This is a genomic window from Rhizobium leguminosarum (genome assembly GCF_002953715.1).
In the GTDB taxonomy this organism is placed as follows: Bacteria; Pseudomonadota; Alphaproteobacteria; order Rhizobiales; family Rhizobiaceae; genus Rhizobium; species Rhizobium leguminosarum_V.
The window spans coordinates 487,793-511,925 of record NZ_CP025014.1; the positions used below are offsets into that span (position 1 = coordinate 487,793).

26 protein-coding genes are annotated in these 24,133 nt (G+C 61.4%); 8 read left to right on the forward strand and 18 right to left on the reverse strand.

Features of this window, described 5'->3' with window-relative positions:
* The first annotated feature begins 216 nt into the window (after positions 1 to 216).
* The gene (locus tag CUJ84_RS31840) at positions 217 to 441 is read left to right on the forward strand and encodes a hypothetical protein (RefSeq protein WP_027687567.1); all 225 of its coding nucleotides are present in this window, start codon (positions 217 to 219) and stop codon (positions 439 to 441) included.
* A gap of 135 nt (positions 442 to 576) precedes the next feature.
* Positions 577 to 957: a DUF6481 family protein gene (locus tag CUJ84_RS31845; RefSeq protein ID WP_105009568.1), complete on the forward strand. Its 381-nt coding sequence runs from the start codon at positions 577 to 579 to the stop codon at positions 955 to 957.
* A 43-nt stretch (positions 958 to 1,000) separates the two neighbouring features.
* Here CUJ84_RS31845 and minE read toward each other — a convergent pair whose 3' ends face one another.
* The 16 genes from minE to CUJ84_RS31925 form a co-directional block, all read right to left on the reverse strand.
* Positions 1,001 to 1,261, reverse strand: a complete 261-nt coding sequence (minE, locus tag CUJ84_RS31850) for a cell division topological specificity factor MinE (protein WP_003574994.1) — start codon at positions 1,259 to 1,261, stop codon at positions 1,001 to 1,003.
* Positions 1,258 to 2,073: a septum site-determining protein MinD gene (minD, locus tag CUJ84_RS31855; RefSeq protein WP_018448670.1), complete on the reverse strand. Its 816-nt coding sequence runs from the start codon at positions 2,071 to 2,073 to the stop codon at positions 1,258 to 1,260. The genes minE and minD overlap by 4 nt, the downstream gene beginning before the upstream one ends.
* Before the next feature lie 85 nt (positions 2,074 to 2,158).
* Entirely contained in the window at positions 2,159 to 2,878 is a 720-nt protein-coding gene (gene minC / locus CUJ84_RS31860) for a septum site-determining protein MinC (RefSeq protein WP_105009569.1), read from the reverse strand.
* Between the two features lie 209 nt (positions 2,879 to 3,087).
* Complete coding sequence (locus tag CUJ84_RS39210) at positions 3,088 to 3,690, reverse strand: methyl-accepting chemotaxis protein (RefSeq protein WP_018448673.1); 603 nt, start codon at positions 3,688 to 3,690, stop codon at positions 3,088 to 3,090.
* 121 nt (positions 3,691 to 3,811) lie between these two features.
* Positions 3,812 to 5,149 carry an NAD(P)-binding domain-containing protein gene (locus CUJ84_RS31870; RefSeq protein WP_105009570.1) on the reverse strand — a complete coding sequence of 446 codons (1,338 nt, stop codon included), beginning with the start codon at positions 5,147 to 5,149 and terminating at the stop codon, positions 3,812 to 3,814.
* 51 nt (positions 5,150 to 5,200) lie between these two features.
* Entirely contained in the window at positions 5,201 to 6,241 is a 1,041-nt protein-coding gene (locus tag CUJ84_RS31875) for a heme-dependent oxidative N-demethylase family protein (protein WP_105009571.1), read from the reverse strand.
* A 31-nt stretch (positions 6,242 to 6,272) separates the two neighbouring features.
* Complete coding sequence (locus CUJ84_RS31880; RefSeq protein WP_105009572.1) at positions 6,273 to 7,238, reverse strand: PDR/VanB family oxidoreductase; 966 nt, start codon at positions 7,236 to 7,238, stop codon at positions 6,273 to 6,275.
* Positions 7,235 to 7,840 carry a dimethylamine monooxygenase subunit DmmA family protein gene (locus CUJ84_RS31885; RefSeq protein WP_105009573.1) on the reverse strand — a complete coding sequence of 202 codons (606 nt, stop codon included), beginning with the start codon at positions 7,838 to 7,840 and terminating at the stop codon, positions 7,235 to 7,237. The genes CUJ84_RS31880 and CUJ84_RS31885 overlap by 4 nt, the downstream gene beginning before the upstream one ends.
* Positions 7,841 to 7,851: 11 nt before the next feature.
* Positions 7,852 to 8,985 (reverse strand): aminomethyltransferase family protein, encoded by a 1,134-nt coding sequence (locus tag CUJ84_RS31890; RefSeq protein WP_105009574.1) that lies wholly within the window; start codon positions 8,983 to 8,985, stop codon positions 7,852 to 7,854.
* Between the two features lie 175 nt (positions 8,986 to 9,160).
* Positions 9,161 to 10,045 carry a formyltetrahydrofolate deformylase gene (gene purU / locus CUJ84_RS31895; protein ID WP_105009575.1) on the reverse strand — a complete coding sequence of 295 codons (885 nt, stop codon included), beginning with the start codon at positions 10,043 to 10,045 and terminating at the stop codon, positions 9,161 to 9,163.
* A gap of 199 nt (positions 10,046 to 10,244) precedes the next feature.
* The gene (gene glnT / locus CUJ84_RS31900; RefSeq protein ID WP_105009576.1) at positions 10,245 to 11,552 is read right to left on the reverse strand and encodes a type III glutamate--ammonia ligase; all 1,308 of its coding nucleotides are present in this window, start codon (positions 11,550 to 11,552) and stop codon (positions 10,245 to 10,247) included.
* An 80-nt stretch (positions 11,553 to 11,632) separates the two neighbouring features.
* Positions 11,633 to 12,961: an FMN-binding glutamate synthase family protein gene (locus CUJ84_RS31905; RefSeq protein ID WP_027690125.1), complete on the reverse strand. Its 1,329-nt coding sequence runs from the start codon at positions 12,959 to 12,961 to the stop codon at positions 11,633 to 11,635.
* Positions 12,962 to 12,975: 14 nt separating this feature from the next.
* Positions 12,976 to 13,662 carry a GXGXG domain-containing protein gene (locus tag CUJ84_RS31910; RefSeq protein WP_105009577.1) on the reverse strand — a complete coding sequence of 229 codons (687 nt, stop codon included), beginning with the start codon at positions 13,660 to 13,662 and terminating at the stop codon, positions 12,976 to 12,978.
* A 38-nt stretch (positions 13,663 to 13,700) separates the two neighbouring features.
* Positions 13,701 to 14,609, reverse strand: a complete 909-nt coding sequence (locus tag CUJ84_RS31915; RefSeq protein WP_105009578.1) for a class II glutamine amidotransferase — start codon at positions 14,607 to 14,609, stop codon at positions 13,701 to 13,703.
* 88 nt (positions 14,610 to 14,697) lie between these two features.
* Positions 14,698 to 15,381 (reverse strand): helix-turn-helix domain-containing protein, encoded by a 684-nt coding sequence (locus CUJ84_RS31920; RefSeq protein ID WP_105009579.1) that lies wholly within the window; start codon positions 15,379 to 15,381, stop codon positions 14,698 to 14,700.
* Positions 15,382 to 15,461: 80 nt separating this feature from the next.
* Positions 15,462 to 16,421, reverse strand: a complete 960-nt coding sequence (locus tag CUJ84_RS31925) for a GlxA family transcriptional regulator (protein ID WP_105009580.1) — start codon at positions 16,419 to 16,421, stop codon at positions 15,462 to 15,464.
* Positions 16,422 to 16,508: 87 nt separating this feature from the next.
* Here CUJ84_RS31925 and CUJ84_RS31930 point away from each other — a divergent pair, with 87 nt between their 5' ends.
* The 4 genes from CUJ84_RS31930 to CUJ84_RS31945 are packed head-to-tail and all read left to right on the forward strand — an operon-like array spanning position 16,509 to position 21,545.
* Positions 16,509 to 17,759: a sarcosine oxidase subunit beta family protein gene (locus CUJ84_RS31930; RefSeq protein WP_105009581.1), complete on the forward strand. Its 1,251-nt coding sequence runs from the start codon at positions 16,509 to 16,511 to the stop codon at positions 17,757 to 17,759.
* Positions 17,760 to 17,771: 12 nt separating this feature from the next.
* A complete protein-coding gene (locus tag CUJ84_RS31935; protein ID WP_017957716.1) occupies positions 17,772 to 18,053 on the forward strand; it encodes a sarcosine oxidase subunit delta in 282 nt (93 codons plus the stop codon).
* Entirely contained in the window at positions 18,050 to 21,007 is a 2,958-nt protein-coding gene (locus CUJ84_RS31940; protein WP_105009582.1) for a sarcosine oxidase subunit alpha family protein, read from the forward strand. Before CUJ84_RS31935 ends, CUJ84_RS31940 begins: the two co-directional genes overlap by 4 nt.
* On the forward strand, positions 21,000 to 21,545 hold the full coding sequence (locus CUJ84_RS31945) for a sarcosine oxidase subunit gamma (protein WP_105009583.1): 546 nt from the start codon (positions 21,000 to 21,002) through the stop codon (positions 21,543 to 21,545). Before CUJ84_RS31940 ends, CUJ84_RS31945 begins: the two co-directional genes overlap by 8 nt.
* Positions 21,546 to 21,567: 22 nt before the next feature.
* On the opposite strand, the gene CUJ84_RS31950 is transcribed toward CUJ84_RS31945, so the two are convergent.
* A complete protein-coding gene (locus CUJ84_RS31950) occupies positions 21,568 to 22,710 on the reverse strand; it encodes a CpaF family protein (protein WP_033183517.1) in 1,143 nt (380 codons plus the stop codon).
* Positions 22,710 to 22,832 carry a hypothetical protein gene (locus tag CUJ84_RS39215; RefSeq protein WP_260060310.1) on the reverse strand — a complete coding sequence of 41 codons (123 nt, stop codon included), beginning with the start codon at positions 22,830 to 22,832 and terminating at the stop codon, positions 22,710 to 22,712. Before CUJ84_RS39215 ends, CUJ84_RS31950 begins: the two co-directional genes overlap by 1 nt.
* A gap of 518 nt (positions 22,833 to 23,350) precedes the next feature.
* On the opposite strand from CUJ84_RS39215, the gene CUJ84_RS31960 reads away from it, so the two are divergent.
* Both CUJ84_RS31960 and CUJ84_RS31965 read left to right on the forward strand, forming a co-directional pair.
* Positions 23,351 to 23,554 carry a hypothetical protein gene (locus CUJ84_RS31960; protein ID WP_018246152.1) on the forward strand — a complete coding sequence of 68 codons (204 nt, stop codon included), beginning with the start codon at positions 23,351 to 23,353 and terminating at the stop codon, positions 23,552 to 23,554.
* Between the two features lie 13 nt (positions 23,555 to 23,567).
* Entirely contained in the window at positions 23,568 to 24,131 is a 564-nt protein-coding gene (locus CUJ84_RS31965) for an A24 family peptidase (protein ID WP_018246153.1), read from the forward strand.
* Positions 24,132 to 24,133 lie beyond the last annotated feature (2 nt).

Below are 24,133 nucleotides of genomic sequence, written 5' to 3' on the forward strand. Positions count from 1 at the left end.
TTTCCTTTGACCGCGGATGTACCGGCACTGTCGAAAGCATGATACTATCGAGGTCAGGCACGTTGCCTGGCCTTTTTTGCTGAGTCGGCCAGCGGGCTGCTGCATAATTCCTTAAGCGCGGAATCGATTTAAGGAATTATGCAGTAATTCAAAGCGTTACAGCATCCTTTGCGCGTCTGAAAGACGCGCGGCGCTGTAATAAAATCCGGGAAGAATATGACAGAGACACACAGCAAATCACGCAAGCAGGCGGAGATTGCCTTCGGAAACGTGCAATCGCAGTTCTTGGAGCGAAGCCGCGCGGTCGAAGAGATCGACTCGACAGTGCGGGCCCGCGAGGAAAAAACCTTGCGGTTACGCGAGGCCCGTGAGGCCAAGGAATTGCAGGATCGTTTGACAGCGACGACTGCGCCTGCCGCGAAGCGGAAAAAGAAAATCTGACCCTGCTGCATAATTCCTTAAATCGGCTTCGATTTCAGGATAAATTACGCAGCAGTTCAAAATATTGCAGTGTCCTTTGCGCGTCTAGAAGACGCGCGGCGCCGTAGGTCGAAATTAAACAGTCAGGAAACAGATTTGAAAAACGCCAGAAACAACGAGCTTTCCGATCGCCGCAGCGCAGCTGCCGAAGCCAAGGCCGCTCTCCTCAATGCGTATCGTAACGCCATGGATACAGCCGAACCCACAAGGCTGGCAAAGCAGGCGGAGCGTCAAGCCATTGCCGCGGCCAGGGAAGAGCGTCGCGCTGCGCGAGAACGTGTCAAGCTCGAGGAGCTGGAGCGGGCTCAGGCCGCGGAAGCAGAACGTCAGGCTGCCGCCGAGGCGGCGGCACGCGCTGAAGTCGATGCGCGCGAAGCGGCTGACAAAGACCGGATCGCTCGTGTGATTGCGGACGAAGCCGCTCGAAAGGCCGAACGCGACCTGCGTTACGCCAATCGCAAAGCCAGAAAGTCCTGACTGTCAACGCTGCCTGTTGTCGCAACAGGCAGCGCGCTGTCTATCAAGCGGCCTGCACGGCTGCATTCAGCGGGATTTCGACGTCGATCTCGAGCGTCGAGACGTACTCGTTGCGATCGATCGTCACCTGCACCTTGTCGTGGTCGAGCTGCACGTGCTTTGCGATCACCGCAAGGATTTCCTCGCGCAGCAGGGAGACCAGGTCCGACCCCGCCGAGGAACGTTCATGGGCGAGAAGGACCTGCAGCCGTTCGCGGGCGGCCGGTGCTGTTCTCTGCTTGTTGAAAAGACGGAAAATATTCATGCCGCCCTCCGTCCGAAGATCTTGCCGAAAATATTCCTCTTTTCCTCTGGGATCGCGATCGGCACCGTCTCACCGGCGAGCCGGCGAGCGGCATCGAAATAGGCCATAGCAGCCGCGCTGCGACTATCTGCCAGCGTCACCGGCGCACCGATGTTGGATGCCCGCAGAACATCCATGCTTTCGGGTATGATGCCGAGGAGCGGGATGGACAGGATTTCCAGGACGTCGTCGACCTTGAGCATGTCGCCGCGTTCGGCGCGGTTGGCGTCGTAGCGGGTGAGCAGCAGGTGCTTTTCCATCCGCTCGCCGCGTTCGGCCTTGGCGGTCTTGGCATCCAGCAGGCCGATGATGCGATCGGAATCGCGCACCGACGAGACCTCGGGATTGGTGACGACCACGGCAACATCGGCGTGACGCATGGCAAGCGTTGCGCCGCGCTCGATCCCGGCGGGGCTGTCGCAGATGATCCAGTCGAAATAGCGCTTCAGGTCGTTGATGACGCGCTCGACGCCCTCGGCCGTCAGATTGTCCTTATCGCGCGTCTGCGAGGCCGGCAGCAGGAACAGCGTCTCCAGCCGCTTGTCGCGGATCAGCGCCTGGGTAAGCTTGGCGTCGCCCTGGATGACATTGATCAGGTCGTAGACGACCCTGCGCTCGGCGCCCATGACGAGGTCGAGATTGCGTAAGCCCACGTCGAAATCGACGACGACGACTTTTTCATTGCGTTGCGCCAGCGCCGCTCCCAATGCGGCGGTCGAGGTCGTTTTGCCAACCCCGCCCTTGCCTGACGTGACGACGATCACTTTCCCCATCTCTGTCTCTCCTTTGCCGTGGCCCCAGTAATTCAAAGTGTTAGAGCGTCCTTTGCGGCTCTCGAAGAGACGCGCGGCGCTGCCGTCAGATCAGTTTCTCTGCCATGATCGCGTCGTCTTCGAGCCAGAGCTGAACAGCCTGTCCGCGAAGATTGGGGGCCATGTCTTCCGCCATTTTGTAGATGCCGTCGATTGCAACCAGCTCGGCCTCGAGCTTGCGGCAGAAGATCCGCGCCGATGCGTTTCCGATGGACCCTGCCATGGCTCGGCCACGCAAGGTGCCATAGATATGGACGGACCCGCCGGCGATGACCTCGGCACCCGAGGCGACCGAACCGATGACGGTGACGTCGCCTTCCGGAAAGATCACCGATTGCCCCGAGCGCACAGGCTCCCTGATGACGATCGATTGCGTTGCCGGACGAGCCTCTGCCACTGCCGGTTTGCCGGGCGGATCGACAGGCTCCTTTGACTGAACCTCGATATCGGAAACCGACCGACCGCCTTTGAGTGCGGGCGGCATGCCGGATCCGAGAATCGAAGGCCGCGCGCCCTCGATGCCCATGATGCTGACATTGCGCTTGGCAAGTTCGGCAATCAGGTCCTTCAGCTGCGGCCGGTCGATTTGCAGGTCCGTCAGGTCGAGCACGACAGGCCGTCCGAGGAAGAAGCCGGCCGAACGCGCGGCCAGATCGTCCAGCCGGATCAACCAATCATCGATCGGAAGATCCGGGGACAGCATGACCGCGAGGAAAGAGCGGCCCTTGATGCGGATAGAGCGAGCGTCTGTTAGCACTTTGGTCATCTATGTGAAGAAATCGTTGACCATGTCTACCGCTGCTATGGTTAACAAAAAGTTAACGCGGCCTTAACATTACCCACAATCACAGCAGATTCTTCAAGCACAGGATTACCGCAAGTCATTGGAAAAGCGGTGCAATCTCTGGAAGCACCGAACGGTTAATAATGCGGCTTCAAACGTGAGCCGCAAATCTGCCGCTGCTTGGGTAACGCTCAGCCTTCCGCCTTGCGTTGTGCGTTGGAAATGGCGCGTGCGGCCTCTTCCGAGGAGTTGGCGAGCGTGCGCATCTCGGCGGCCAGCACGGCAAAGCCCGATCCGGCCGTGCCGGCGCGGGCGGCCTCGATGCCGGCATTGACGGCGAGCAGCTTCAGGTAGCGCAGCGATTGCAGGATCTCATTGGTCTTCGAAGCGGTGACGCGCATGTCGGCGGTCTGGTCATCGATTCGCTGGTAGAGCGATTCGATGTTGATGATGCTGCCTTCGAGATAGAGAAGCTCGCCCTTCTCGTCCCAGATGCCGCCGCCCGTCTCGGTGACCCAGATGAGATGGCCCATGGCGTGACGGATGCGGTATTCCATCGTCCAGTCTGTGCGCCTCTCCAGCGCCCGTCCGACGATCTCGTCCATCAGCGGCACGTCTTCCTCGTACATGATCGAGGTGAAGGTCCGCGTGCGGTTGCCGATGATCTCGTCGGCCGGATAACCGAAGATGCGCTCGATGCCGTTGGTCATCTCCAGCATCGTATAGTTTTCGTCGGCGCGGCAGCGATAGAGAAACCCGCTCATGCGCCCGAGAATGCTCGTTTGAAAATCCATGAAGGCCACATCCGAAGAGAAGAGTTGCAGATGGATTTATGTCGTCTCATTTAAAAAGGCGCACGTCACAATGCCGGAAGAGAGCACGAACACCCTCCTCCGGCAATACAGGTCCGCCTCATCAGTTGCGCAGATATTCCTCCATGGAATCATCGAGCGCCTCGACCCAGGGCGTGTGATGCGTCGGCGACATGTTGCCGGTTATCAGCGACCGGTAGGCATGATCGCGAAAGCCCATGATGTTGTGGGCCTTGTGATGTTCCCACTCCATGAAGGTCTGGTTGGTGCCCTCGATGTCGAAGGAGGGATAGTCGGTTTCGGCAAGCAGTTCCTTCACATAGTCGCCCTGATACCAGATCATCTGCTCGGCATCCTCGAGCGTTTCCTCGCGGGCGCGCCACATGTCGAAATTGGCTTTCAGCTCCTCTTCCGGCGGCAGGGTAATGCGGCCCATCATGACGTCGCGCGCCCACCAGGCCTGCACGTCGAACATGTTGAAGGTGTAGAACTGGTCCTGCATGCCGATATAGAAAAGCTGCGGGTTCTTGTCGAAGATCACGCCCTTGTAGAGGCTGTCGGCCCAGAGGCGGTTGGCGGTCTTCAGCCTGAGATCGTCAGGCAGGAAGGGGAAATGGTGCTGGTATCCGGTGCAGAGGATCACGGCATCGACCTCCTTGGTCGAGCCGTCGAGGAAGTGCGCCGTGCGGTTTTCGAGCTTCGTCAGCAGCGGCCGCTCCTCGAAATTATCAGGCCACTTGAAGCCCATCGGCTTCGAGCGGTAGCTCGTCGTCACCGATTTCGCACCGTATTTCCAGCATTGCGAGCCGATGTCCTCGGCCGAATAGCTGCGGCCGACGAGCAGAATATCCTTGCCCTTGAACTCCAGCGCGTCGCGGAAATCATGGGCATGCAGCACGCGGCCGTTGAAGGTCTTCACGCCCTCGAAATAGGGCACGTTCGGCGTCGAGAAATGACCTGATGCTACGACGACATAGTCGAATTCCTCGTCATACATCCGGTCCTCGATGCGGTTATGCGCCGTCACCGTGAATTTCTTCGTCTGATCGTCGAAGCGAACCATGCGCACCGGCGTGCTGAAACGTACCCAGTGGCGGACGTTCGCCTTCTCGACGCGGCCCTTGATGTAATCCCAGAGCACGGCGCGCGGCGGATAGGAGGCGATCGGCTTGCCGAAATGCTCCTCGAAGGAATAATCGGCGAATTCGAGGCATTCCTTCGGGCCGTTCGACCAGAGGTAGCGATACATGCTGCCATGGACCGGCTCGCCATATTCGTCGAGGCCGGTGCGCCAGGTATAGTTCCAGAGGCCCCCCCAATCCGACTGCTTTTCGAAGCAGACGATCTCCGGGATTTCGGCGCCCTTCTGGGCGGCCGATTGAAAGGCGCGCAGCTGCGCCAGCCCGGAAGGACCGGCACCGATGACGGCTACTCTTGTCATGAAGCATTCCCCTCTTGATTATATGTCATTGCCTGGCACATTCGCTGCGCCTCAGTCCGGATAGATGCCGGGGCTGGTCGGCGCCCCGTCGTCGTATTTGGAAAGCCAGTCGATCGTCGTCTCGCGGAAGCGGGTGAGGCCCTTGTAGTCGATGAGCTCGGGCGGCAGCGTCTTCAGTACGCGCGGAAAGCGGCGCGCCCATTTCGGCACGGTGACGAGCTCTTCCATGTTCATCAGGTAGCAGCGGATGACGAAGAGGATGGCGTTCGAGCGCGGCAGGCGCCAGAGGCTCTGCAATTCGACGCGCAGATGCACCTTCTCGCCGACATTCTCCGGCCTCACCGTGGTCCGGTCAGGACCCCACTTGTGATAATTCTCCGGGCTGGTGTCGAGCCGCGGATTGATCGTCATCGTCCAGTTGAAGCGTCGTGTCGGCTTGCCCTGCTGCAGGTTCAGGAGGAATTTCAGCGCCCTGTCGAAGACGCCGATCTGGTGGGCGAGCGGCACCGGTCCATGCCATTCCATGAAGTTCATGCCGATATCGAAATCGAGCGACCAGTCGGCCTGAGTCGTCACCATGCCGGCATCCATCCAGAGATTGCTGTCGCGCTGGTCGACGATGCAGAAATCGCCCTGGGCCTGGCGGGTGATATATTCGAAGGGCTCATAGGGCAGCGTCGAGGCGTCGCCGAAGGTGAAGCTGTCGTCGATGCCGAGCGGGCGGTTGATCCAGCGCCATTGGTCGCCGTTGCGGATCAGCGTGAAATGATCGGGGTACCCTGCCGCCTGCTCTTCCATCAAAAGTTCGAGCGTGTCCCACTGGGCGCTCATCATGTGCGGCAGAGCCTGATAGCGTAGCGGATCTTCCTTCAGGACCAGCGCCCGGTCGTGCATCTCGGCGACGTAATGCTCGTCGACGTCGATCAGGCTTTCGTAGACGGTTCCCGCCCGGCCGTGCACATGCGGCTCCATATTGACCGAATACATGTATTCGTCGCGGTCGAAGGGAAACGGGAAACGCCGGATGTTCTCGGGACTGTTCCGATAGCTGAAATCGTTCCGGAAGGTTTCCTGCTTGAAGACGATTGCCATGTCCGGTCTCCTTGTTCCGCTTCCGATGCCGCTAGAGATCAAGATGCAGCGTGTTTCCCTCGAAGCGGGAAACGCAGATCATCACCTTGCGGCCGGATGCCTTTTCTTCGCTCGTCAAATAGACGTCATGGTGCAGCAGCTTGCCGTCGCAAGTGACGACCCCTGTCTCGCATTGACCGCAGGCGCCGCCGCGACAGAGGAAGGGCGCATCGACGCCCGCCGCCTCGATGGCCTCCAGCATGCTTTCGTGATGGCCGACCTTCACGGTCTTGCCGGACCGCAGGAGCTCGATCGCGAAGGGCTTGCCGGGCAGCGACGACAGGAACCGTTCCGAATGCAGGTTCTGCTCCGGCCAGCCGGCGTCCAGTCCCGCCTTCAGCACGCCGTCGATCATGCCGGATGGGCCGCAGACATAAAGATGCGTGCCGAGCGGCTGGGTGTCGAGCAGGCGCGTCAGGGGGATGGCGCCGCCTTCGGCGTCGCAATAGATCTTGATACGATGTCCGCCATAGCGCTCGACGAGTTGCTGCCAATAGGCACCGCGGTCGCGCGTGCGGATGGCATAATGCAGCTCGAAATTGGCGCCCTCGCGGGAAAACTGCTCCATCATCGCGATGAAGGGGGTAATGCCGATGCCGCCGGCGATCAGAAGGTGCTTGCGCCCGCGCCAGTCCGGCTGGAAGAGGTTGACGGGATAGCTGACCTTCAGCTCGTCGCCTTCGCTGAGCTTCTCATGCATGAAGGTGGAGCCGCCGCGTGAATCCTCGACGTGCAGCACGCTGATCTCATAGGCTGCGCAATCATGCGGCGGCGACATCAGCGAATAAGCGTTGCGGCGCATATGGCCGCCATCGTTCATCAAAACGATGACGTGGGCGCCGCCGGAGAAATAAGGCATCGGCTTGCCGTCAAGGCGCTCGAAACGGAAGCGCTTGACGCGCTCGGCGATCGGCGTGATCCGCGTCACGCGGACAGGAATTTCAGTGCCACCGCTCAAAGGAACAACTCCTCCGGATCAGGCGCGCTGCCCGGTTCTTCCGCATCGATATTGACGCCCTGGAAGGCGGCGAGCCGGCGCGAATAATGGTCGCGCACCAAAAGCGTCAGCCCGCAATGGCTGCAGGCAAAGGGACTGGTGGTGACGTCGTCGGTGATGCCCTTGCAATGGACGCATTGCACACGCCGGGCCAGCGAGCCGCGATGCTCGGTGATGACGGAGGCATGGTCCATGCCGTAATCGAGCGCCACGAGCATTGCCTGGCCGATGAAGCCTTCCGTGCCCGATAGATAAAGCCGCGTGCCCATATGGGCGGTGGCGAGCGAACCTTTCAATCGGAAGAGCAGCGTTGCGATGGTCGGGGCCGTGAAGAACATGTCGGCGCCGAGGCGGCGCAACGCCTCGTCCAGGCCGGTACCCTGCGAGCCGCGGGCGACATAGAGGATTTCGCTGCGGGAAAGCGCCGTTTCGTCGAGCGCCGGCTGCTGATCGAGGAGAGCCTTGGCGCCCTCCCCTTCGAGCGCGAAAATGTGCCGCCGGGCGCGCGGCTGGATGGTCAGGCCCGTATAGACTGGTCGGCTTTTGATGCCTGCAACGAGCATTCGCGTGCTCCTTAACCTACAGCGGTCCTCTTCTTCTTCTCCGGATCGTCGAAAGGAAGCGTGTGGGCGGTGGCGCCTGCCTTCACGGTCTTGCCGCGGACTTCGAGTTTCGTCCCATGCACCGCCTTGTCAACGTCCAGACGGGCAATCGCCATGGATTTCTGCGTCAGCGACGAATAGCTCGGGCAGGTAATGACGCCGACCTTTTTGCCGTCGGCAAAGACTTCGTCGCCGAGATCGGCCGGTCCGTCGGCATCGATCAGCATGCCGAAGATCTTGAAGCGTTCCTTGCCCTTGAGGCGAGCATGTTCCTCGGCGCCGCGGAAGCCCGTCTTGCCGGGGCTGACGGTGAAGTCGAGGCCGAGTTCCCAGAGGCTGTCGCCGGGCGGCTGATCGGCGAAGGGATACATCTGCGAATTGTCGTAGGGGTAGAAGAGCAGGTAGCTTTCGACCCGCAGCATGTCGAGAACGGAGAAGCAGCAGGGGATGATGCCCATCTCCTTGCCTTCCTCGACGATCCGGTCCCAGACCATGACGGCGTCCTGGCCGCGCACGAAGATCTCGTAGCCGCGTTCGCCGGTATAGCCGGTACGCGAGATCATCACCGGTGCGCCGAACAGCGTTGTCTGCATGTGGTGGAAATATTTGAGGTCGCGGATGCCAGGCACATATTTGGCGAGATAGTCGACCGCGATCGGACCCTGCAGCGACAGGTCGTGCAGGTCGTCGTCGAAGAGCACGGCGCAATTGCGGCCCGCAGCCTGCTTGACGAGTTCCTCGTGGCCGGAGCCGGAGCCATGCACGAGCATCCAGGAATTCGGGCCGGTGCGATAGACGATGCAGTCGTCGGTGAAATGGCCGCGGTCGTTCAGCATGGTCGCGTAGACCGACCGACCGGGGTAGATCTTCGTCAGGTCGCGGGTGGTGATGGAGTCGAGCACGGCGATGGCGTGCGGGCCGACCAGGTGCACCTTCTTCAGGCCTGAGACATCCATGATGCCGGCCTTGGTGCGGACGGCGACATGCTCTTCAGACATGTCCTTGTCGTAGGTCCAGGCGGTGCCCATGCCGCTCCAGTCCTCGAGCTTCGATCCCAGAGCGCGATGCCGATCCGCCAAGACGGAGAAACGCCATGATAAAGCCATTGTCCGTTCCCTTTTGTTTCCTCTACGGAATATTTATTTCCTGACTATATAAGTCTTTCGCGCCGTGGCAACCCCGCCCGACATGCATTTCCCAAACTTTTGACGGTGCTTGCTGCAACCTTGACCATCTGAGCAACGCATGCGGCGACGCTTTTGCCGTCCCCCAACCCCGTCTCTAACCCATGCGTTCGGAGGCGTAGCTGCCGGGGCTCGCCGGGAAGACCACGGTGCGATTGCCGTTGATGAAGGTGCGGTGATGGATATGGGCATGGATGGCACGCGCCAGCACCTGGCTTTCGACGTCGCGGCCGATCGAGACATAGTCGTCGGGCGACTGCGCATGGGTGATGCGCGCCGTGTCCTGCTCGATGATCGGGCCTTCGTCGAGATCGGCGGTGACGTAATGCGCAGTCGCCCCGATCAGCTTCACGCCGCGGCCGTAGGCCTGTTTGTAAGGGTTGGCGCCCTTGAAACTCGGCAGGAAGGAATGGTGGATGTTGATGATCCGGCCGGACATTTTCTGGCACATCTCGTCCGACAGGATCTGCATGTAGCGGGCGAGTACGATCAGCTCGGTGCCGGTCTGCTCGGCCACTTCCATGATATGGGCCTCGGCCTGCGCCTTGTTGGCCTTGGTGACCGGAATATGGTGGAAGGGAATGTCGTGGTTGACCACGACCTTCTGGTAGTCGAAATGGTTGGAGACGACGCCGACGATATCGATCGGCAGCGCGCCGATCTTCCAGCGGTAAAGCAGGTCGTTGAGGCAATGGCCGAAGCGCGACACCATCAGCAGCACCTTCATGCGCTTCTCGCTGTCGTGAAAATCGTAATCCATTTCGAAAGGAGCGGCGACGGCTGCAAAACCGGTGTCGATATCGGCGCCCGAAAGACCCTCTTCCGAAATGAAGCTGACGCGCATGAAGAACTTGCCGGTATCGAGATCGTCGAACTGCGAGCTGTCGATGATGTTGCAGCCCTTGTCGGCCAGATAGCTCGAAATCGCCGCGACGATGCCGCGCGTCGATTTGCAGGATACGGTGAGTACGAAGTTCTTCATGCTGTCACTTTCTTCGCCATATCAAGTGCAGAAGGTCCGATCACGTCGGAGCCTGTTCGCCCCGGCGCGTCAGCGTGTCAATAGAGCGCCGCGTCTTTTCAGACGCGCCAAGGACGCTCTATCACTTTGAATCTGCGCATAATCCTTTCCGAAAATCGATTCCGATTTTCGGGGTTATGCGCCAGAGGCGTCCAGCCACTCAGATGTCGAGCGTACTGTCGCGTTCCCACTGGGTGAAATGCGAGCAGTAGGCATTCCATTCCTGATGCTTGAGCTTGAGATAGGCGGCGGAAAACTCGGCCCCGATCGCCTGCTTCAATCCCTCGTCGGCATCGTAGGCGCGCAGCGCGTCGAGCAGATTGAGCGGCAGGCGCGGCGCGTCCTTCACCAGATACCCCTCGGCATACATGTCGATATCGTAGTGCCGGCCGGGATCGGCCTGGCTGCGGATGCCGTCGAGGCCGGCCGCGATGATGATCGCCTGCAGCAGATACGGGTTGACCGCACCATCAGGCAGACGCAGCTCGAAGCGGCCCGGTCCCGGCACGCGCACCATGTGGGTGCGGTTGTTGCCCGTCCAGGTCACGGTGTTCGGCGCCCAGGTCGCGCCCGATGTCGTGCGCGGCGCGTTGATGCGCTTATAGGAATTGACCGTCGGATTGGTGATTGCGGCAAGCGCGGAGGCGTGCTTCATGATGCCGCCGAGGAAGGTTTTACCCTGAGCGGAGAGCCCAAATGGCATTTCCTTGTCCGCGAAGGCGTTGACCTTGCCATCGATGTCCCAGACCGAGATGTGGGCATGGCAGCCGTTTCCGGTCAGGCCTTTGAAGGGCTTCGGCATGAAGGTGGCGCGAAGGCCGTGTTTTTCGGCGACCGACTTCACCATGAACTTGAAGAAGGAGTGCTTGTCTGCCGTCTGAAGAGCGTCGTCATATTCCCAGTTCATCTCGAACTGGCCATTCGCGTCCTCGTGGTCGTTCTGGTAGGGCTTCCAGCCAAGCTCGAGCATGTAGTCGCAAATCTCGGCGATGACATCATACCGACGCATCACGGCCTGCTGATCGTAGCAAGGCTTCTCGGCTGTATCGAACTGGTCTGAAATCACCGAGCCGTCGGCGGAGATGAGAAAGAACTCGGGCTCCACGCCGGTTTTCACCCGGAGCCCCTCCTTCGCAGCTTCAGCGACCAGTCTTTTCAGCAGCACACGCGGTGCCTGTTCGACAGGCTGATCGTCCATGACGCAGTCGGCGGCAACCCATGCGACGTCTTTCTTCCAGGGCAGCTGGATGACGGAGGAAGCATCGGGAAGCGCGAACAGGTCGGGATGGGCAGGCGTCAAATCGAGCCAGGTTGCAAAGCCCGCGAAGCCGGCGCCATCTTTCTGCATATCGGCGATGGCTTCGGCGGGGACCAGCTTGGCGCGTTGGCCGCCGAACAGGTCGGTATAGCTGATCATGAAATATTTGATGCCTTTGTCTCTGGCAAAAGCAGCAAGGTCCAGTGTCATTCTCGTTCCCCTTTGGATTTCTTGGAGACACTTTGGTTATGGATGCGAGACGGCCGGGACGTTTGCCCGGCCGGTAGAAATCAGTAGCCTCCCTTGCCGGGATACCAGTTTGTGCCGGCGAGCGGGATCTGGGCCATGGCGGCCGCCTCCATCGTCAGGGCGCAAAGATCTTCCGGTTCCAGGTTGTGCAGGTGGTTCTTGCCGCAGGCGCGCGCGATGGTCTGGGCTTCCAGCGTCATAACCTTCAGATAGTTGGCGAGACGGCGGCCGGCGGCGACCGGATCAAGGCGCTTCATCAGCTCGGGATCCTGCGTCGTGATGCCAGCCGGGTCTTTGCCTTCGTGCCAGTCGTCATAGGCGCCGGCCGTGGTGCCGAGCTTTTGGTATTCTTCTTCCCAATGCGGATCGTTGTCGCCGATCGCAACGAGCGCTGCCGTGCCGATGGCAACGGCATCGGCACCCAGCGCCAGTGCCTTGGCCACGTCGGCGCCCGAACGGATGCCGCCCGAGATGATCAGTTGCACCTTGCGATGCATGCCGAGGTCCTGCAGCGCCTGGACCGCGGGGCGGATGCAGGCGAGCGTCGGCATGCCGACATTCTCGATGAAGACATCCTGCGTTGCCGCGGTTCCGCCCTGCATGCCATCGAGCACCACCACGTCAGCACCCGCCTTCACGGCAAGCGCTGTGTCGTAATAGGGCCGCGCGCCGCCGACCTTCACATAGATCGGTTTTTCCCAGTCGGTAATCTCGCGCAGTTCCAGGATCTTGATTTCGAGGTCATCCGGGCCAGTCCAATCCGGATGGCGGCAGGCCGAGCGCTGATCGATGCCCTTCGGCAGATTGCGCATGTTGGCGACCCGATCGGAGATCTTCTGGCCGAGCAGCATGCCACCGCCGCCGGGCTTGGCACCTTGACCGACAACCACTTCGATTGCATCTGCGCGACGCAGGTCCTTGGGATTCATGCCGTATCGCGACGGCAGATACTGGTAGACCAACGTCTGCGAATGGCCGCGCTCTTCGTCGGTCATCCCGCCGTCGCCTGTCGTGGTGGAGGTTCCGGCGATCGTCGCGCCGCGTCCGAGCGCTTCCTTGGCATTGCCGGACAGGGCGCCGAAGCTCATGCCGGCAATGGTGATCGGCGTCTTCAGGTGGATGGGCTTCTTGGCGAAGCGCGCGCCGAGGACGACCGACGTGTCGCACTTCTCGCGGTAACCTTCGAGCGGATAGCGCGAGATCGATGCGCCGAGAAACAGCAGGTCATCGAAATGCGGGACCTTCCGTTTGGTGCCGGCGCCACGGATGTCGTAAATGCCGGTCGCCGCCGCACGGCGGATTTCCGCCAGCGTGTAATCATCGAAGGTCGCGGATTTGCGCGGCGGGGTATAGGGGTTGTGATAGCTCATGATGGTCCCTCGCCTTAATATGCGTCAGCGTTGTCGATATTGAAATTGTAAAGCTTGCGGGCGGAACCGTAACGCTTGAATTCCTCGGGCCTCACTTCGGTCACACCCGCTTTTTCGAGAAGTTCGGCCAGCTTCGTCAGATGCTCGGGACGCAGCTCCTTTTCGATGCAATCGGCACCCAGGCTCTTGACCGAACCGCGCACGAAGAGCTTCGCCTCGTAGAGCGAATCCCCAAGCGCATCGCCGGCATCGCCGAGCACCACGAGGTGGCCGGACTGCCCCATGAAGGCGGACATGTGGCCGATATTGCCATGAACGACGATGTCGATGCCCTTCATCGAGATGCCGCAGCGTGACGCCGCATTGCCCTTGATGACAAGGAGGCCGCCGCGGCCGGTTGCGCCGGCATACTGGCTGGCATCGCCCTCGATGACGACTGTTCCAGACATCATGTTTTCCGCAACACCTGGACCTGCCGAACCGTGTACGGTGACGGTCCCGCCGTCGTTCATGCCGGCGCAATAATAGCCGACGGACCCCTTCACGTCGACCGTGACGGGCGCATCGATGCCGACGGCAACCGAATGGCTGCCACGCGGATTGACGACTTCGTAGGAAAGATCGTTCGAACCGTTCTGGATGTTGTGCAGGGCGCTGTTGAGTTCACGCAACGGCGTAGTGGCAAGATCAATGACAGGCATGTTTCGATAACCCTTGGAGAATGCGCATGAGGTGCCGGTCAATCGACCTTCTGGTGATCCCAGAAATAGACGGTTGCAGGCTCCGGCTCCCAGACCCGGGCATTCTCGATGCCGGGCAGATTGACGAGCGCCCGGTATTCCGAACCGAATGCGACATACTGGTCCGTTTCGGCCATGACAGCGGGCTTGCAGGCGATCGCATCGCGCACGACGCCGAAGCCGGACTTCGTGCCGACGACGAAGGTGAAGAAGCCGTCGAGGTCATCCACCGCGCCTTCCAGCGCCTGGCCGAGATTCTTGCCCTTGGCCATCTCTGCCGTCAGATAGGCGGCGGCGACCTCGGTATCGTTTTCCGTTTCGAAGGTCATGCCTTCGCGCTTCAGCTCGCGGCGCAGATTGTTGTGGTTCGAGAGCGAGCCATTATGCACCAGGCATTGGTCGGAGCCGGTGGAAAAAGGATGAGCGCCGAGCGTCGTGACGGCCGATTCCGTCGCCATGCGGGTATGGCCGATGCCGTGGGTGCCGGCCATTGAATTGACCGCGAAGCGGGAAACGACATCCTTCGGCAGGCCGGTTTCCTTATAGATCTCGATGGCGTCGCCGCTGCTCATGATGCGAACGTTCGGACGCAGTTCGGCAACGGCTGCCTTGCCCGCGTCGAGCAGATCCTTCGCAAGCGTGATGACGGCATGCGTGCTCTTCACCTGGATGGCGACCCGTGCGCCAACCGCCTGGCCGAGTTCGGCCTCGAGGCCCGCGAAATCCTTCTTCGGATTGGCAGACTGGATGGTGATCTTGGCATTGCTGCCGCTGGCGTCGCCATAGATCGCGATACCGGCGCTGTCCGGCCCCCGATCCGTCATCGTCACCAGCATGGACGACAGGAGCGCGCCGAGCTCCGGTTCGAGACTTTTATCCTTGAGGAAGAGACCCACAATTCCGCACATGACCAGACCTCCGTTCGTGTTGAGAAAGGACTAGCAGGTCTGTTTTGAGATTTCAACTCGGAAGAAAGATTTTTTCTTTTAAAGCAAGTCAGCCTTTCGAGCTGCGCTGAGGATAGGTGATGATCGAAAGGTACTTGCTCGGGAGTTTCACCAACTGCTCCGGCCCATGCGGTGCATCGGCATCGAAGAACAGGCTGTCGCCCGGCTCCATCTGGAAAAGCTGGTCGCCATGGCGGTAAACGACCACGCCTTCGAGCATGTAGAGAAATTCCATGCCCTCGTGCTGAAAGGTCGGGAAGGTGTCGGAATCGGCCGTCAATGTGATGAGATAGGGCTCGACGATGACGCCGCTGGTATTGTTGTCGATATGGCCGAGCAGATTATATTGATGGCCGGCGCGCGTGCCGCGCCGTTCGAGTTCGATGCCCTGGCCTGCCTTGACGAAGACGGCATTGCGCGGTTCCTCATAGCGGCGAAAAAAGGCGGTCAGCGGTACGCCGAGCGCCCGCGACAGCGATTGCAGCGTCGTCAGCGACGGCGAGATGTTGCCATTCTCTATCTTCGACAGCATGCCGAGTGAAATGCCGGTCGCGGCCGCCAGATCGGTGACTGTGATGCCGAGTTTCTTGCGGTAGGCGCGCACCTCATGGCCGATCGCCATTTCGAGGTTGTTTTCCTTCGGCTCGCGGACGGCGTGCGGGTCCTGGGAAAAGGGAGCGCGTCCACTATGCGCCTGTTCCGGTTGCTCTGCCGCTTCACGCTTGGATTTCATGGGTTTTCCACTGCCGCCTTCTCTTTTGTCTGAAGGCAACCCTATCGTCATAGTGAAAATTCCTCAACCGTGAAGAAAACCTATTCCCGCCGAGCCTCGCGCGGAGCGATGCCATAGAGGGTACGGAACATCCGGGAAAAATGGCTCAGACTGGAAAAACCGGTGGCCACCGCGATTTCCGAGACGGAAAGTGGGCTCTGTTTCAGCAGACGATGGGCATGCTGCAGCCTGATCCTGCGGTATTGATCGAGGAAGGTGGTATTGAGCTGGGCCGCAAAGAGCCGGTCGAGATGGCGGGTGGTGACGCCGGCGATGCGCGCCATGGCGGCACGCTCGAGCGGCATCTCGATCGTCTCCTCCATCCGTTCGAGAACGCTGAGCAGGCCGGGATGATAGACGCCGTAACGCTGCGCCAGCGAAGCGCGCTGCGGCGCTGCAGGTTCGTTGACCTCCGTATGAAGATACCAGTCGCTGACGCGGCGGGCGAAATCCGGCCCCATGCGCTCGGCGATCAGCACATGCATCATGTCGAGCGGTGCGATGCCGCCGCCGCAGGTAATCCGGTTGCCGTCGATCAGGAAGCGCGCCTGGCGCGGCGTGAGGTCCGGGAAGGCTTCGAGAAGGGCTGCGGCATGCTCCCAGTGGATGGTGAAGTCGCGGCCGCCAAGCAGTCCGGCAGCGGCCATCAGATAGGGCCCGCCCGAGATGCCGCCGATCCTCACCCCTTCGCGCGACAGCTGCCGCAAGCAGGCAAGCACGCCGGGATACCGCCAGTCGCGGGGCAATCCGCCGGCGCAGACGAAGGCCGTTCCGAGCCCCGCACCCCTGACGGGCAGAGGTTCGGCGGGGACGCTGACGCCCGAGGAGGAAAGCGCCGGGGCGCCATCGGGCGAGAAGATCTGCAGCCGATAGATCTCACGTCCGGCCAAGAGATTTGCCGCCCGCAGCGGCTCGGTCGCCGAGGCATAGGACATCAGCGCAAATCCCGGGATAAGGATGAAGCCGATCGTCTGGGCATTTCTGCTATCAAGTGAGGACATGTCTCTTTCTTAGCGATTCATGTCTCTATTGTACAAGTCAGCGCTCCGCTTTCTGGCATCATCGACTTGTTCTTTCCGGGGTGACCCATGCGCTATTCCGCTCTTTCGATTTTCCTGAACGGCCTTCGCGGCAACAAAAGCTGGGCGCCTGCCTGGCGCGACCCGGCGCCGAAGCCGCATTACGACGTCATCATCGTCGGCGGCGGCGGCCATGGTCTTGCCACCGCCTATTATCTTGCCAAGGAATTCGGCGTCACCAATGTCGCCGTCCTCGAAAAGGGCTATCTCGGCTCGGGCAATATCGGCAGGAACACGACGATCATCCGCTCGAACTACCTGCTGCCCGGCAACAATCCCTTCTACGAACTGTCGATGAAACTCTGGGAGGGGCTGGAGCAGGACTTCAACTTCAACGCCATGGTCTCGCAGCGCGGTGTGCTCAACCTTTTCCATTCCGACGCCCAGCGCGACGCCTATACGCGCCGCGGCAACGCCATGCGGCTGCACGGCGTCGACGCCGAGCTTCTCGACCGGCAGGCGGTGCGCCAGAAATTGCCCTTCCTCGATTTCGACAATGCCCGTTTCCCGGTGATGGGCGGCCTGTTCCACCCGCGCGGCGGCACGGTGCGCCACGATGCGGTCGCCTGGGGTTATGCGCGCGGCGCCGATCAGCGCGGCGTCGACATCATCACCCAGTGCGAGGTGACGGGAATCCGCAGCGAAAACGGCCAGGTGACCGGCGTCGAGACCAGCAAGGGCTTTATCGGCTGCGGCAAGCTGGCGCTTGCGGCCGCCGGCAACTCCACCGTCGTCGGCGATATGGCCGGCCTTCGCCTGCCGATCGAAAGCCTTGTGCTGCAGGCCTTCGTTTCGGAAGGGCTGAAGCCGTTCATCGACACGGTCGTCACCTTCGGCGCCGGGCACTTCTACGTGTCCCAGTCGGACAAGGGCGGCCTCGTCTTCGGCGGCGATATCGACGGCTATAATTCCTATGCCCAGCGCGGCAATCTTGCTTCGGTCGAGCATGTCGCCGAAGCCGGGCTGGCGATGATCCCTTCCTTGTCGCGGGTGCGGTATCTGCGCTCCTGGGGTGGCGTCATGGATATGAGCATGGATGGCTCGCCGATCATCGACCGCACCCATATCGACAATCTCTATCTCAACACCGGCTGGTGTTACGGCGGCTTCAAGGCCACACCCGCCTCCGGCTTCTGCTACGCCCATCTGATTGCCCGCAATGCGCCGCATCAGACCGCCCGCGCCTTCCGGCTCGACCGCTTCGCGCGCGGCTACCCGATCGACGAAAAGGGCGTCGGCGCCCAGCCCAATCTGCACTGAGGACATTCGACGATGGCAAGCCTGATTTCCTGTCCTCATTGCGGCGCCCGACCGAAGGAGGAATTTTCGATCCGCGGCGATGCCGGCCTTGTCAGGCCGGCGCCGGATGCCGGTGCGGAGGCCTGGTTCGACTATGTCTATCTGCGTGACAATCCGCGCGGCCGGCACAGCGAATACTGGCACCACTCCTCCGGATGCCGCCGCTGGCTGATCGTCGAACGCGATACCGTCACCCATGCGGTTCACGGTGTCAGGGATGCCGCCCTTTCCAAGCTCGGCGGAGAACCGGCATGACGAGCTTCCGTCTTTCTTCCGGCGGCCGCATCGACCGCGCCACGACGCTCGGCTTTACTTTCGACGGCAGGCCGCTCGAAGGCCATCCGGGCGACACGCTCGCCTCGGCGTTGCTTGCCAACGGCGTCCAGCTCGTCGGCCGCAGCTTCAAATATCACCGCCCGCGCGGTATCCTGACGGCGGGGGCTGCCGAACCGAACGCGTTGATGACGACAGGCAGCGGCGGGCGCACCGAACCGAATACGCGCGCGACGATGATCGAGCTTTACCAGGGGCTGGCGGCAAGGAGCCAGAACCGCTGGCCTTCGCTCGGCTTCGATGTCGGCGCGGTCAACGGGCTGCTGTCGCCCTTCCTCAGCGCCGGTTTCTACTACAAGACCTTCATGTGGCCGGCGGCCCTCTGGGAAAAGCTCTATGAGCCGGTGATCCGCAAGGCGGCAGGCCTCGGCAGAGCCTCCTACGAGGCCGATCCCGATTCCTACGAGAAATGCTGGGCGCATTGCGATCTGCTGGTGATCGGCGCCGGCCCTGCCGGTCTTGCCGCGGCGCTGACCGCCGGCCGCGCCGGCGCGCGCGTCATCCTCGCCGATGAGGGAGCCGAACTCGGCGGCAGCCTGCTTTCCGACAGCGGTTCTGTTGACGGCAAACCGGCGGACGCGCTTCTCGGCGAGCTGCTTACCGAGCTGGAGGGCCTCGCGAATGTGCGCCGCCTGCCGCGCATGACGGTGTTCGGCTGGTACGACGACAATGTCTTCGGTGCGGTTGAACGGGTGCAGAAACATGTGGCGACGCCTGATCCGGATCGTCCTGTCGAACGGTTGTGGCGCATCGTCGCCCGCCAAGCGATCCTTGCGACCGGCGCCGAAGAGCGTCCGCTCGTCTTCGGCGGCAACGATATTCCCGGTGTGATGATGGCAGGCGCCATGCGCAGCTATCTCAACCGGCAGGCGGTCGCACCCGGCAGAAGCACTGTCATCTTCACCACCAACGACGCCGGATATCGCACCGCTGCCGATCTTGAAGCCGCCGGCCTCGCGGTCGCGGCGATCGTCGACAGCCGCGGGGATGCGGCCGAGAGCTGGCAGGGCCGCGCCGAGGTGCTGAAGGGCGCCAGGGTCATCGATGCGTTTGGCGGCAAGCGCCTGCGCGGCGTCAGCGTCGAGGCGGCAGGCGGCACCCGTCGGATCGAAGCGGATGCGCTTGCCATGTCGGGCGGCTGGAGCCCGATCATCCACCTTGCCTGCCATCGCGGTGCAAAACCGCAATGGTCGGACGAGGCCTCGGCGTTTCTGGCGCCTGTCCAGCAGGAAGGTCTGACCGTCGCCGGCTCGGCCGCCGGCATGGCGCAAACCGCGACCTGCCTCGGGGATGGCGCCGCAAAGGCAGCTGCTGCGTTGAAGGCGATCGGTTTCGCAGCGGCGGAGCCGGCCTTTGCACCGGCTTCCGAGACGGCTGCACAGGCAAAGCCGCTCTGGTCGATCAAGGGCTCGAAGGGCAAGGCTTTCGTCGATTATCAGAACGACGTGCATCTCAAGGATCTGGGTCTCGCCGTCCGCGAAGGCTACGGCCATGTCGAGCTCGCCAAGCGTTACACCACAAGCGGCATGGCGACCGACCAGGGCAAGCTTTCCAACATCAACGCCATCGGCATTCTTGCCGAGGCGCGCGGCGTGTCTCCCGCCGAGGTGGGAACGACGACCTTCCGGCCCTTCTATACGCCGGTTTCCTTCGGCGCCTTGACCGGGGCGTCGCGCGGCAAACATTTCCAGCCGGCGCGCAAATCGCCGCTGCATGGCTGGGCTGAGAAGAATGGCGCGGTCTTCGTCGAAACCGGCCTGTGGTACCGTTCGTCCTGGTTCCCGCGCCCCGGCGAGACGACATGGCGCGAAAGCGTCGACCGCGAGGTGCTGAACATCCGGAAGAATGCCGGCCTCTGCGACGTCTCGACCCTCGGCAAGATCGAGATTTTCGGGAAGGATGCCGCGACCTTCCTTGATCGCATCTATTGCAACGGCTTCGCCAAGCTTGCTCTGGGCAAGGCGCGTTACGGCATCATGCTGCGTGAGGACGGCTTCATCTATGATGACGGCACCACCAGCCGGTTCAGCGACGACCATTTCTTCATGACGACGACGACCGCACTTGCCGCCGGTGTGCTGACCCATCTCGAATTCTGCGCCCAGACGCTCTGGCCGGAACTCGACGTCTGCTTTGCCTCCTCGACCGATCAATGGGCGCAAATGGCCGTCGCCGGGCCGAAGTCGCGTTCCATTCTCCAGGAGATTGTCGACGAGGACTTGTCGGATGCGGCCTTCCCGTTCATGAGTGCCCGCAAGGTCTCCCTCTTCGGCGGCCGCCTCGAAGGCCGGCTCTTCCGGATCTCCTTCTCCGGCGAACTCGCCTACGAGCTCGCAGTACCGGCAGGCTATGGCGAAGGGGTTGCCGATGCGATCATGTCGGCGGGCGAGAAACATGGCATCTGCGCCTATGGCGCCGAAGCGCTCGGCGTCATGCGCATCGAAAAGGGTCATGTCACCCATGCCGAAATCAACGGCACGGTAACGCCAGGCGATCTCGGCTTCGGCCGCATGGTTTCATCGACCAAGCCGGATTTCATCGGCAAGGCAATGCTTGCCCGGGAAGGGCTGCAGGACCCCGAGCGGCCGCGCCTTGTCGGCGTCAAGCCGCTCGATCCGGCAAGCGGTTTCCGCACCGGCTCGCATATTCTTGCCGACGGCGTTGCGGCGACGCTCGAAAACGACCAGGGCTACGTGACATCAAGCGCCTTTTCGCCGGGGCTCGGCCATACGATCGGCCTGGCGCTCGTCAGGCGTGGGCCGGAGCGCATCGGTGAAAAGGTGACGGTCTGGAACGGCCTGCGCAACGAATTCACCGATGCCGTGCTCTGCCATCCCGTCTTCATCGATCCCGAAAACGAGAAGCTCCATGCGTGATCTTCCGCAACATAAACCGGTTCTTGCCGGGGCAACATATAACGGCATCTCAGGGGCGGGCATCCGGCTGGAAGCCTTGCCGGAGGGCCATCTTCTGCATGTGCTGGGTGCGATCGAGCCAACCGCGCTCGCCGCGGAATTGGTGAAAGCAGGCTTTGCGAAAAGTTCGATCCGCCAGGCAGGCTTCCGGCAATGGTTCGTCGCCGGCGATGATCCGCTTGTCCCGGCCAGCCTCGATGCTCTCGTTGCAGCGCTTGCGGGAAAGGCCTTCGTCATGGACCAGAGCCACGGGCGCGTGCGTATCGGCGTTTCCGGCCGTTCTTCGCGGGCGCTTCTCTCAAGGGGGACCGCCGTCGATCTCGATCCTTCCGTCTTTCCGGAAGGCCATTCGGCCATGACGATGGTCGGTCATCTCTCCGTGCAGATCGTCCGCACCGGCGATGACAGCTTCGAGCTTACGGTCCTGCGCAGCTTTGCCGAAAGCCTGTGGGACGATCTCACCCATATGGCGGCGAGCGCCGAAAAGGACGGCGTCTGATAAAGCCGGGTTTCGATCGTTTTCAAGCTGTATGCAGCGCGGCGGCACCGACCCACTCGGGGCGCTCCGCGCCTTGCAGCTCTTCCACTGCATCGGCGGCAAAGCTCGGCACGACACCGGTCCACAGCAGTGCGCCATCGGGATTGGAATGACCGTCGCCCTCGAGCTTGTAGATGCTTTCGACGATATACTGGCCGTCATTGTTCAGGCCCTTGATCTCGGAGATCTCGATTACCCGGCGCCGGCCGGTGCGCTTGAAGCGGGCGATCTGCACGACGACGTCGACCGCCGAGGCGATCTGGGCCCGCAGCGGCCGAAGCGGCATGTCGATGTCCGACATCAGCGCCAGCGTTTCCAGCCGGTGCAGGGAGTCATAGGGCGTGTTCGCGTGCACCGTCGAAAGGCTGCCGCTGTGACCTGACGTCATCGCCTGGATCATATCGAGCGCCTCGCCGCCGCGGCACTCGCCGACGATGATCCGGTCAGGCCGCATGCGCAGCGACGAGCGGAACAGGTCGCGGATGCTGGCGCCGCCGCGACCGAAACGGTCGGGCTTCGTCACTTCGAGATAGACCACGTGTTCCTTGCGGATCTGCAGTTCGGACGTGTCCTCGATGACGATGATGCGCTCGTGGTCGGCAAAGGCTTCCGACAGCGCGTTCAGCATCGTCGTCTTGCCGGTGCCGGTGCCGCCGGAGATTATGACGTTCTTCTGCAGCCCGACGGCCGCCTGCAGCAGTGACAGCGATTGCTCGGTCAGGCTGCCCTGGGTGACGAGATCGTGGATGCTGCGATGTTCTTTCAGGAAGCGGCGGATGGAGATGCAAAGCCCGGTGCGGGACGCGGGCGGCTGGATCATCTGCACGCGCGAACCATCCGGTAGCCGCGCCTCGACGCTCGGTTCCTCCGGCGTCAGCCGCTTGCCTGAGAACTGCGCGATGCTGCGCGCGGCCGATTCCAGGTCCTCACGACTGGCGAAACGCGTATCGGCGCGTTCGAGCTTGCCTCGCCTTTCGACGAAGATGTCGGATGTCCCATTGATCAGGATTTCGGACACGCTCGGATCATCGAGGAGAAAACGGATCGGCCCGAGCAGCTTGTCCAGCGCCCGGGTCAGGACCTGGAAGGTCGCCTGTTCGGCAGCGTCGTCGGAAACGGCCTTCATCAGAGCGGCATCCCGACCAGGACCGTGCTCATGCCGAACAGCGTCGCCATCATCTGAACCGCGGTCGGAAAGAACATCATCAATGGAATGAGGACCAATCCAAGTATTAAGATGCTGCTCATCGTTTCCATCGTTCTCTCTCCGGATCGACTGGCGGGCGATACCCACCATTTGACGAAAGCTTAATCCAGATCGCCAAACAACGCCATGGCCGGGCCCCGCCGAGGCAGTCATTATCGGCGCCACACGCCGTTTCTTCTATCACTTTGAAAGAATTGACCAATTATGGAGCAGTAGACGAGGACAAGGAAGGTTGGAAAAAACTTCGCTCATGCAGGTAAAACTGCAGCTTGTTCAAGCGGTTAGTTCAAAAAATGTGACGTCAACTGCGATTGTGCCGGCGATGCCTCCAAGACAATTGGAACCCTTCGTTTCGTTTGCTTGACGGAGGGCTGGCCTTGGGCGCACTCTTGGGTCTTAATGGTGTTGCTCAACAAGCGTTGGCCGCCGGGGAAGATAAGCTGAAGCAGAAAATATCATTGGAACGAGCAACGTGCTGGTTCGGATCGATAGCGTATGCTTGCTTCATCTTCACCAAGGTCTTCGATCCGAAACAAACCTAGGAACGAGGAATACGCAGATGTTTGGAAAACTCAAGACTCTCGCAATTGCACTTCACAAGGACGAGCGCGGCGACATGGCCCAGATCGTCCTGGCCGTCGCTCTGATCGTCATTCCGCTGATGCTGCTTCTGCTCGCATTCGGCAAACAGATCGGCGAATGGTTCAACGAAAAGAACACGGCGCTCTCGGATGCCGAGAGAATTCCTGAGCCGGGTCAATAAGCGGATCAGTGTCATGGACATGACCTACGATCTGACCCTGATGCCTGCAGCGGCGGCTCTTGCCGTCGCCTGCACCATGACTGCGGCGGTGCTCGACCATCGCCACGGTCATATCCCGAACGCCGTCACCTATCCCTGCCTGCTTGGCGGGTTGGCGCTGGCAGCGATCGGAAGCGGTCCGGCGGGGATCGGCCTGGCTTTTGCCGGGCTCCTTGCAGCCGGTCTGATCTTTTTCATCGCCTTCGCAGCCGGAAGCTGCGGCGGCGGCGACGTCAAACTGATGGCGGCGCTCGGCGCCATTCTCGGCCTCTGGCCCGCCATCGACGTCACCCTTGCATCGCTCATGGTCGGCGGCGTGATCGCTGTTTTCTCCATGGCGCGGCGTGTTCAGTGGAGCGTGCTGGCTCGAACGGTCGGACTGTTCGCATTGCTTCTGCCCGCCGGTTTTCGCGATGCCGCTTCGGTGCTGAAGCCGCGCGAGACACATCATACCGTCCGCTTCGGCGTTGCCGCTGCTCTCGGCCTTCTCTGGTGCCTTTTTATGCCTGATTTCACCCCTCTTTCACTCGTGAGGTAACG

Bases quoted from the DNA above. Each gene is read 5' to 3' on its own strand.
- CUJ84_RS31915 (WP_105009578.1), bottom strand. From the start codon at position 14,609: ATGTGCGGAATTGTGGGTCTCTTCCTCAAGGATAAAAGTCTCGAACCG.
- CUJ84_RS31885 (WP_105009573.1), bottom strand. From the start codon at position 7,840: ATGCTCGTTGCAGGCATCAAAAGCCGACCAGTCTATACGGGCCTGACC.
- CUJ84_RS31840 (WP_027687567.1), top strand. From the start codon at position 217: ATGACAGAGACACACAGCAAATCACGCAAGCAGGCGGAGATTGCCTTC.
- glnT (WP_105009576.1), bottom strand. From the start codon at position 11,552: ATGACACTGGACCTTGCTGCTTTTGCCAGAGACAAAGGCATCAAATAT.
- purU (WP_105009575.1), bottom strand. From the start codon at position 10,045: ATGAAGAACTTCGTACTCACCGTATCCTGCAAATCGACGCGCGGCATC.
- CUJ84_RS31905 (WP_027690125.1), bottom strand. From the start codon at position 12,961: ATGAGCTATCACAACCCCTATACCCCGCCGCGCAAATCCGCGACCTTC.
- CUJ84_RS39215 (WP_260060310.1), bottom strand. From the start codon at position 22,832: ATGAGCAGCATCTTAATACTTGGATTGGTCCTCATTCCATTGATGATG.
- minD (WP_018448670.1), bottom strand. From the start codon at position 2,073: ATGGGGAAAGTGATCGTCGTCACGTCAGGCAAGGGCGGGGTTGGCAAA.
- CUJ84_RS31925 (WP_105009580.1), bottom strand. From the start codon at position 16,421: ATGTCCTCACTTGATAGCAGAAATGCCCAGACGATCGGCTTCATCCTT.
- CUJ84_RS31910 (WP_105009577.1), bottom strand. From the start codon at position 13,662: ATGCCTGTCATTGATCTTGCCACTACGCCGTTGCGTGAACTCAACAGC.
- CUJ84_RS31945 (WP_105009583.1), top strand. From the start codon at position 21,000: ATGCGTGATCTTCCGCAACATAAACCGGTTCTTGCCGGGGCAACATAT.
- CUJ84_RS31950 (WP_033183517.1), bottom strand. From the start codon at position 22,710: ATGAAGGCCGTTTCCGACGACGCTGCCGAACAGGCGACCTTCCAGGTC.
- minE (WP_003574994.1), bottom strand. From the start codon at position 1,261: ATGAATATTTTCCGTCTTTTCAACAAGCAGAGAACAGCACCGGCCGCC.
- CUJ84_RS31890 (WP_105009574.1), bottom strand. From the start codon at position 8,985: ATGGCTTTATCATGGCGTTTCTCCGTCTTGGCGGATCGGCATCGCGCT.
- CUJ84_RS31920 (WP_105009579.1), bottom strand. From the start codon at position 15,381: ATGAAATCCAAGCGTGAAGCGGCAGAGCAACCGGAACAGGCGCATAGT.
- CUJ84_RS31930 (WP_105009581.1), top strand. From the start codon at position 16,509: ATGCGCTATTCCGCTCTTTCGATTTTCCTGAACGGCCTTCGCGGCAAC.
- CUJ84_RS31935 (WP_017957716.1), top strand. From the start codon at position 17,772: ATGGCAAGCCTGATTTCCTGTCCTCATTGCGGCGCCCGACCGAAGGAG.
- CUJ84_RS31960 (WP_018246152.1), top strand. From the start codon at position 23,351: ATGTTTGGAAAACTCAAGACTCTCGCAATTGCACTTCACAAGGACGAG.
- CUJ84_RS31870 (WP_105009570.1), bottom strand. From the start codon at position 5,149: ATGACAAGAGTAGCCGTCATCGGTGCCGGTCCTTCCGGGCTGGCGCAG.
- CUJ84_RS39210 (WP_018448673.1), bottom strand. From the start codon at position 3,690: ATGGATTTTCAAACGAGCATTCTCGGGCGCATGAGCGGGTTTCTCTAT.
- minC (WP_105009569.1), bottom strand. From the start codon at position 2,878: ATGACCAAAGTGCTAACAGACGCTCGCTCTATCCGCATCAAGGGCCGC.
- CUJ84_RS31875 (WP_105009571.1), bottom strand. From the start codon at position 6,241: ATGGCAATCGTCTTCAAGCAGGAAACCTTCCGGAACGATTTCAGCTAT.
- CUJ84_RS31965 (WP_018246153.1), top strand. From the start codon at position 23,568: ATGGACATGACCTACGATCTGACCCTGATGCCTGCAGCGGCGGCTCTT.
- CUJ84_RS31940 (WP_105009582.1), top strand. From the start codon at position 18,050: ATGACGAGCTTCCGTCTTTCTTCCGGCGGCCGCATCGACCGCGCCACG.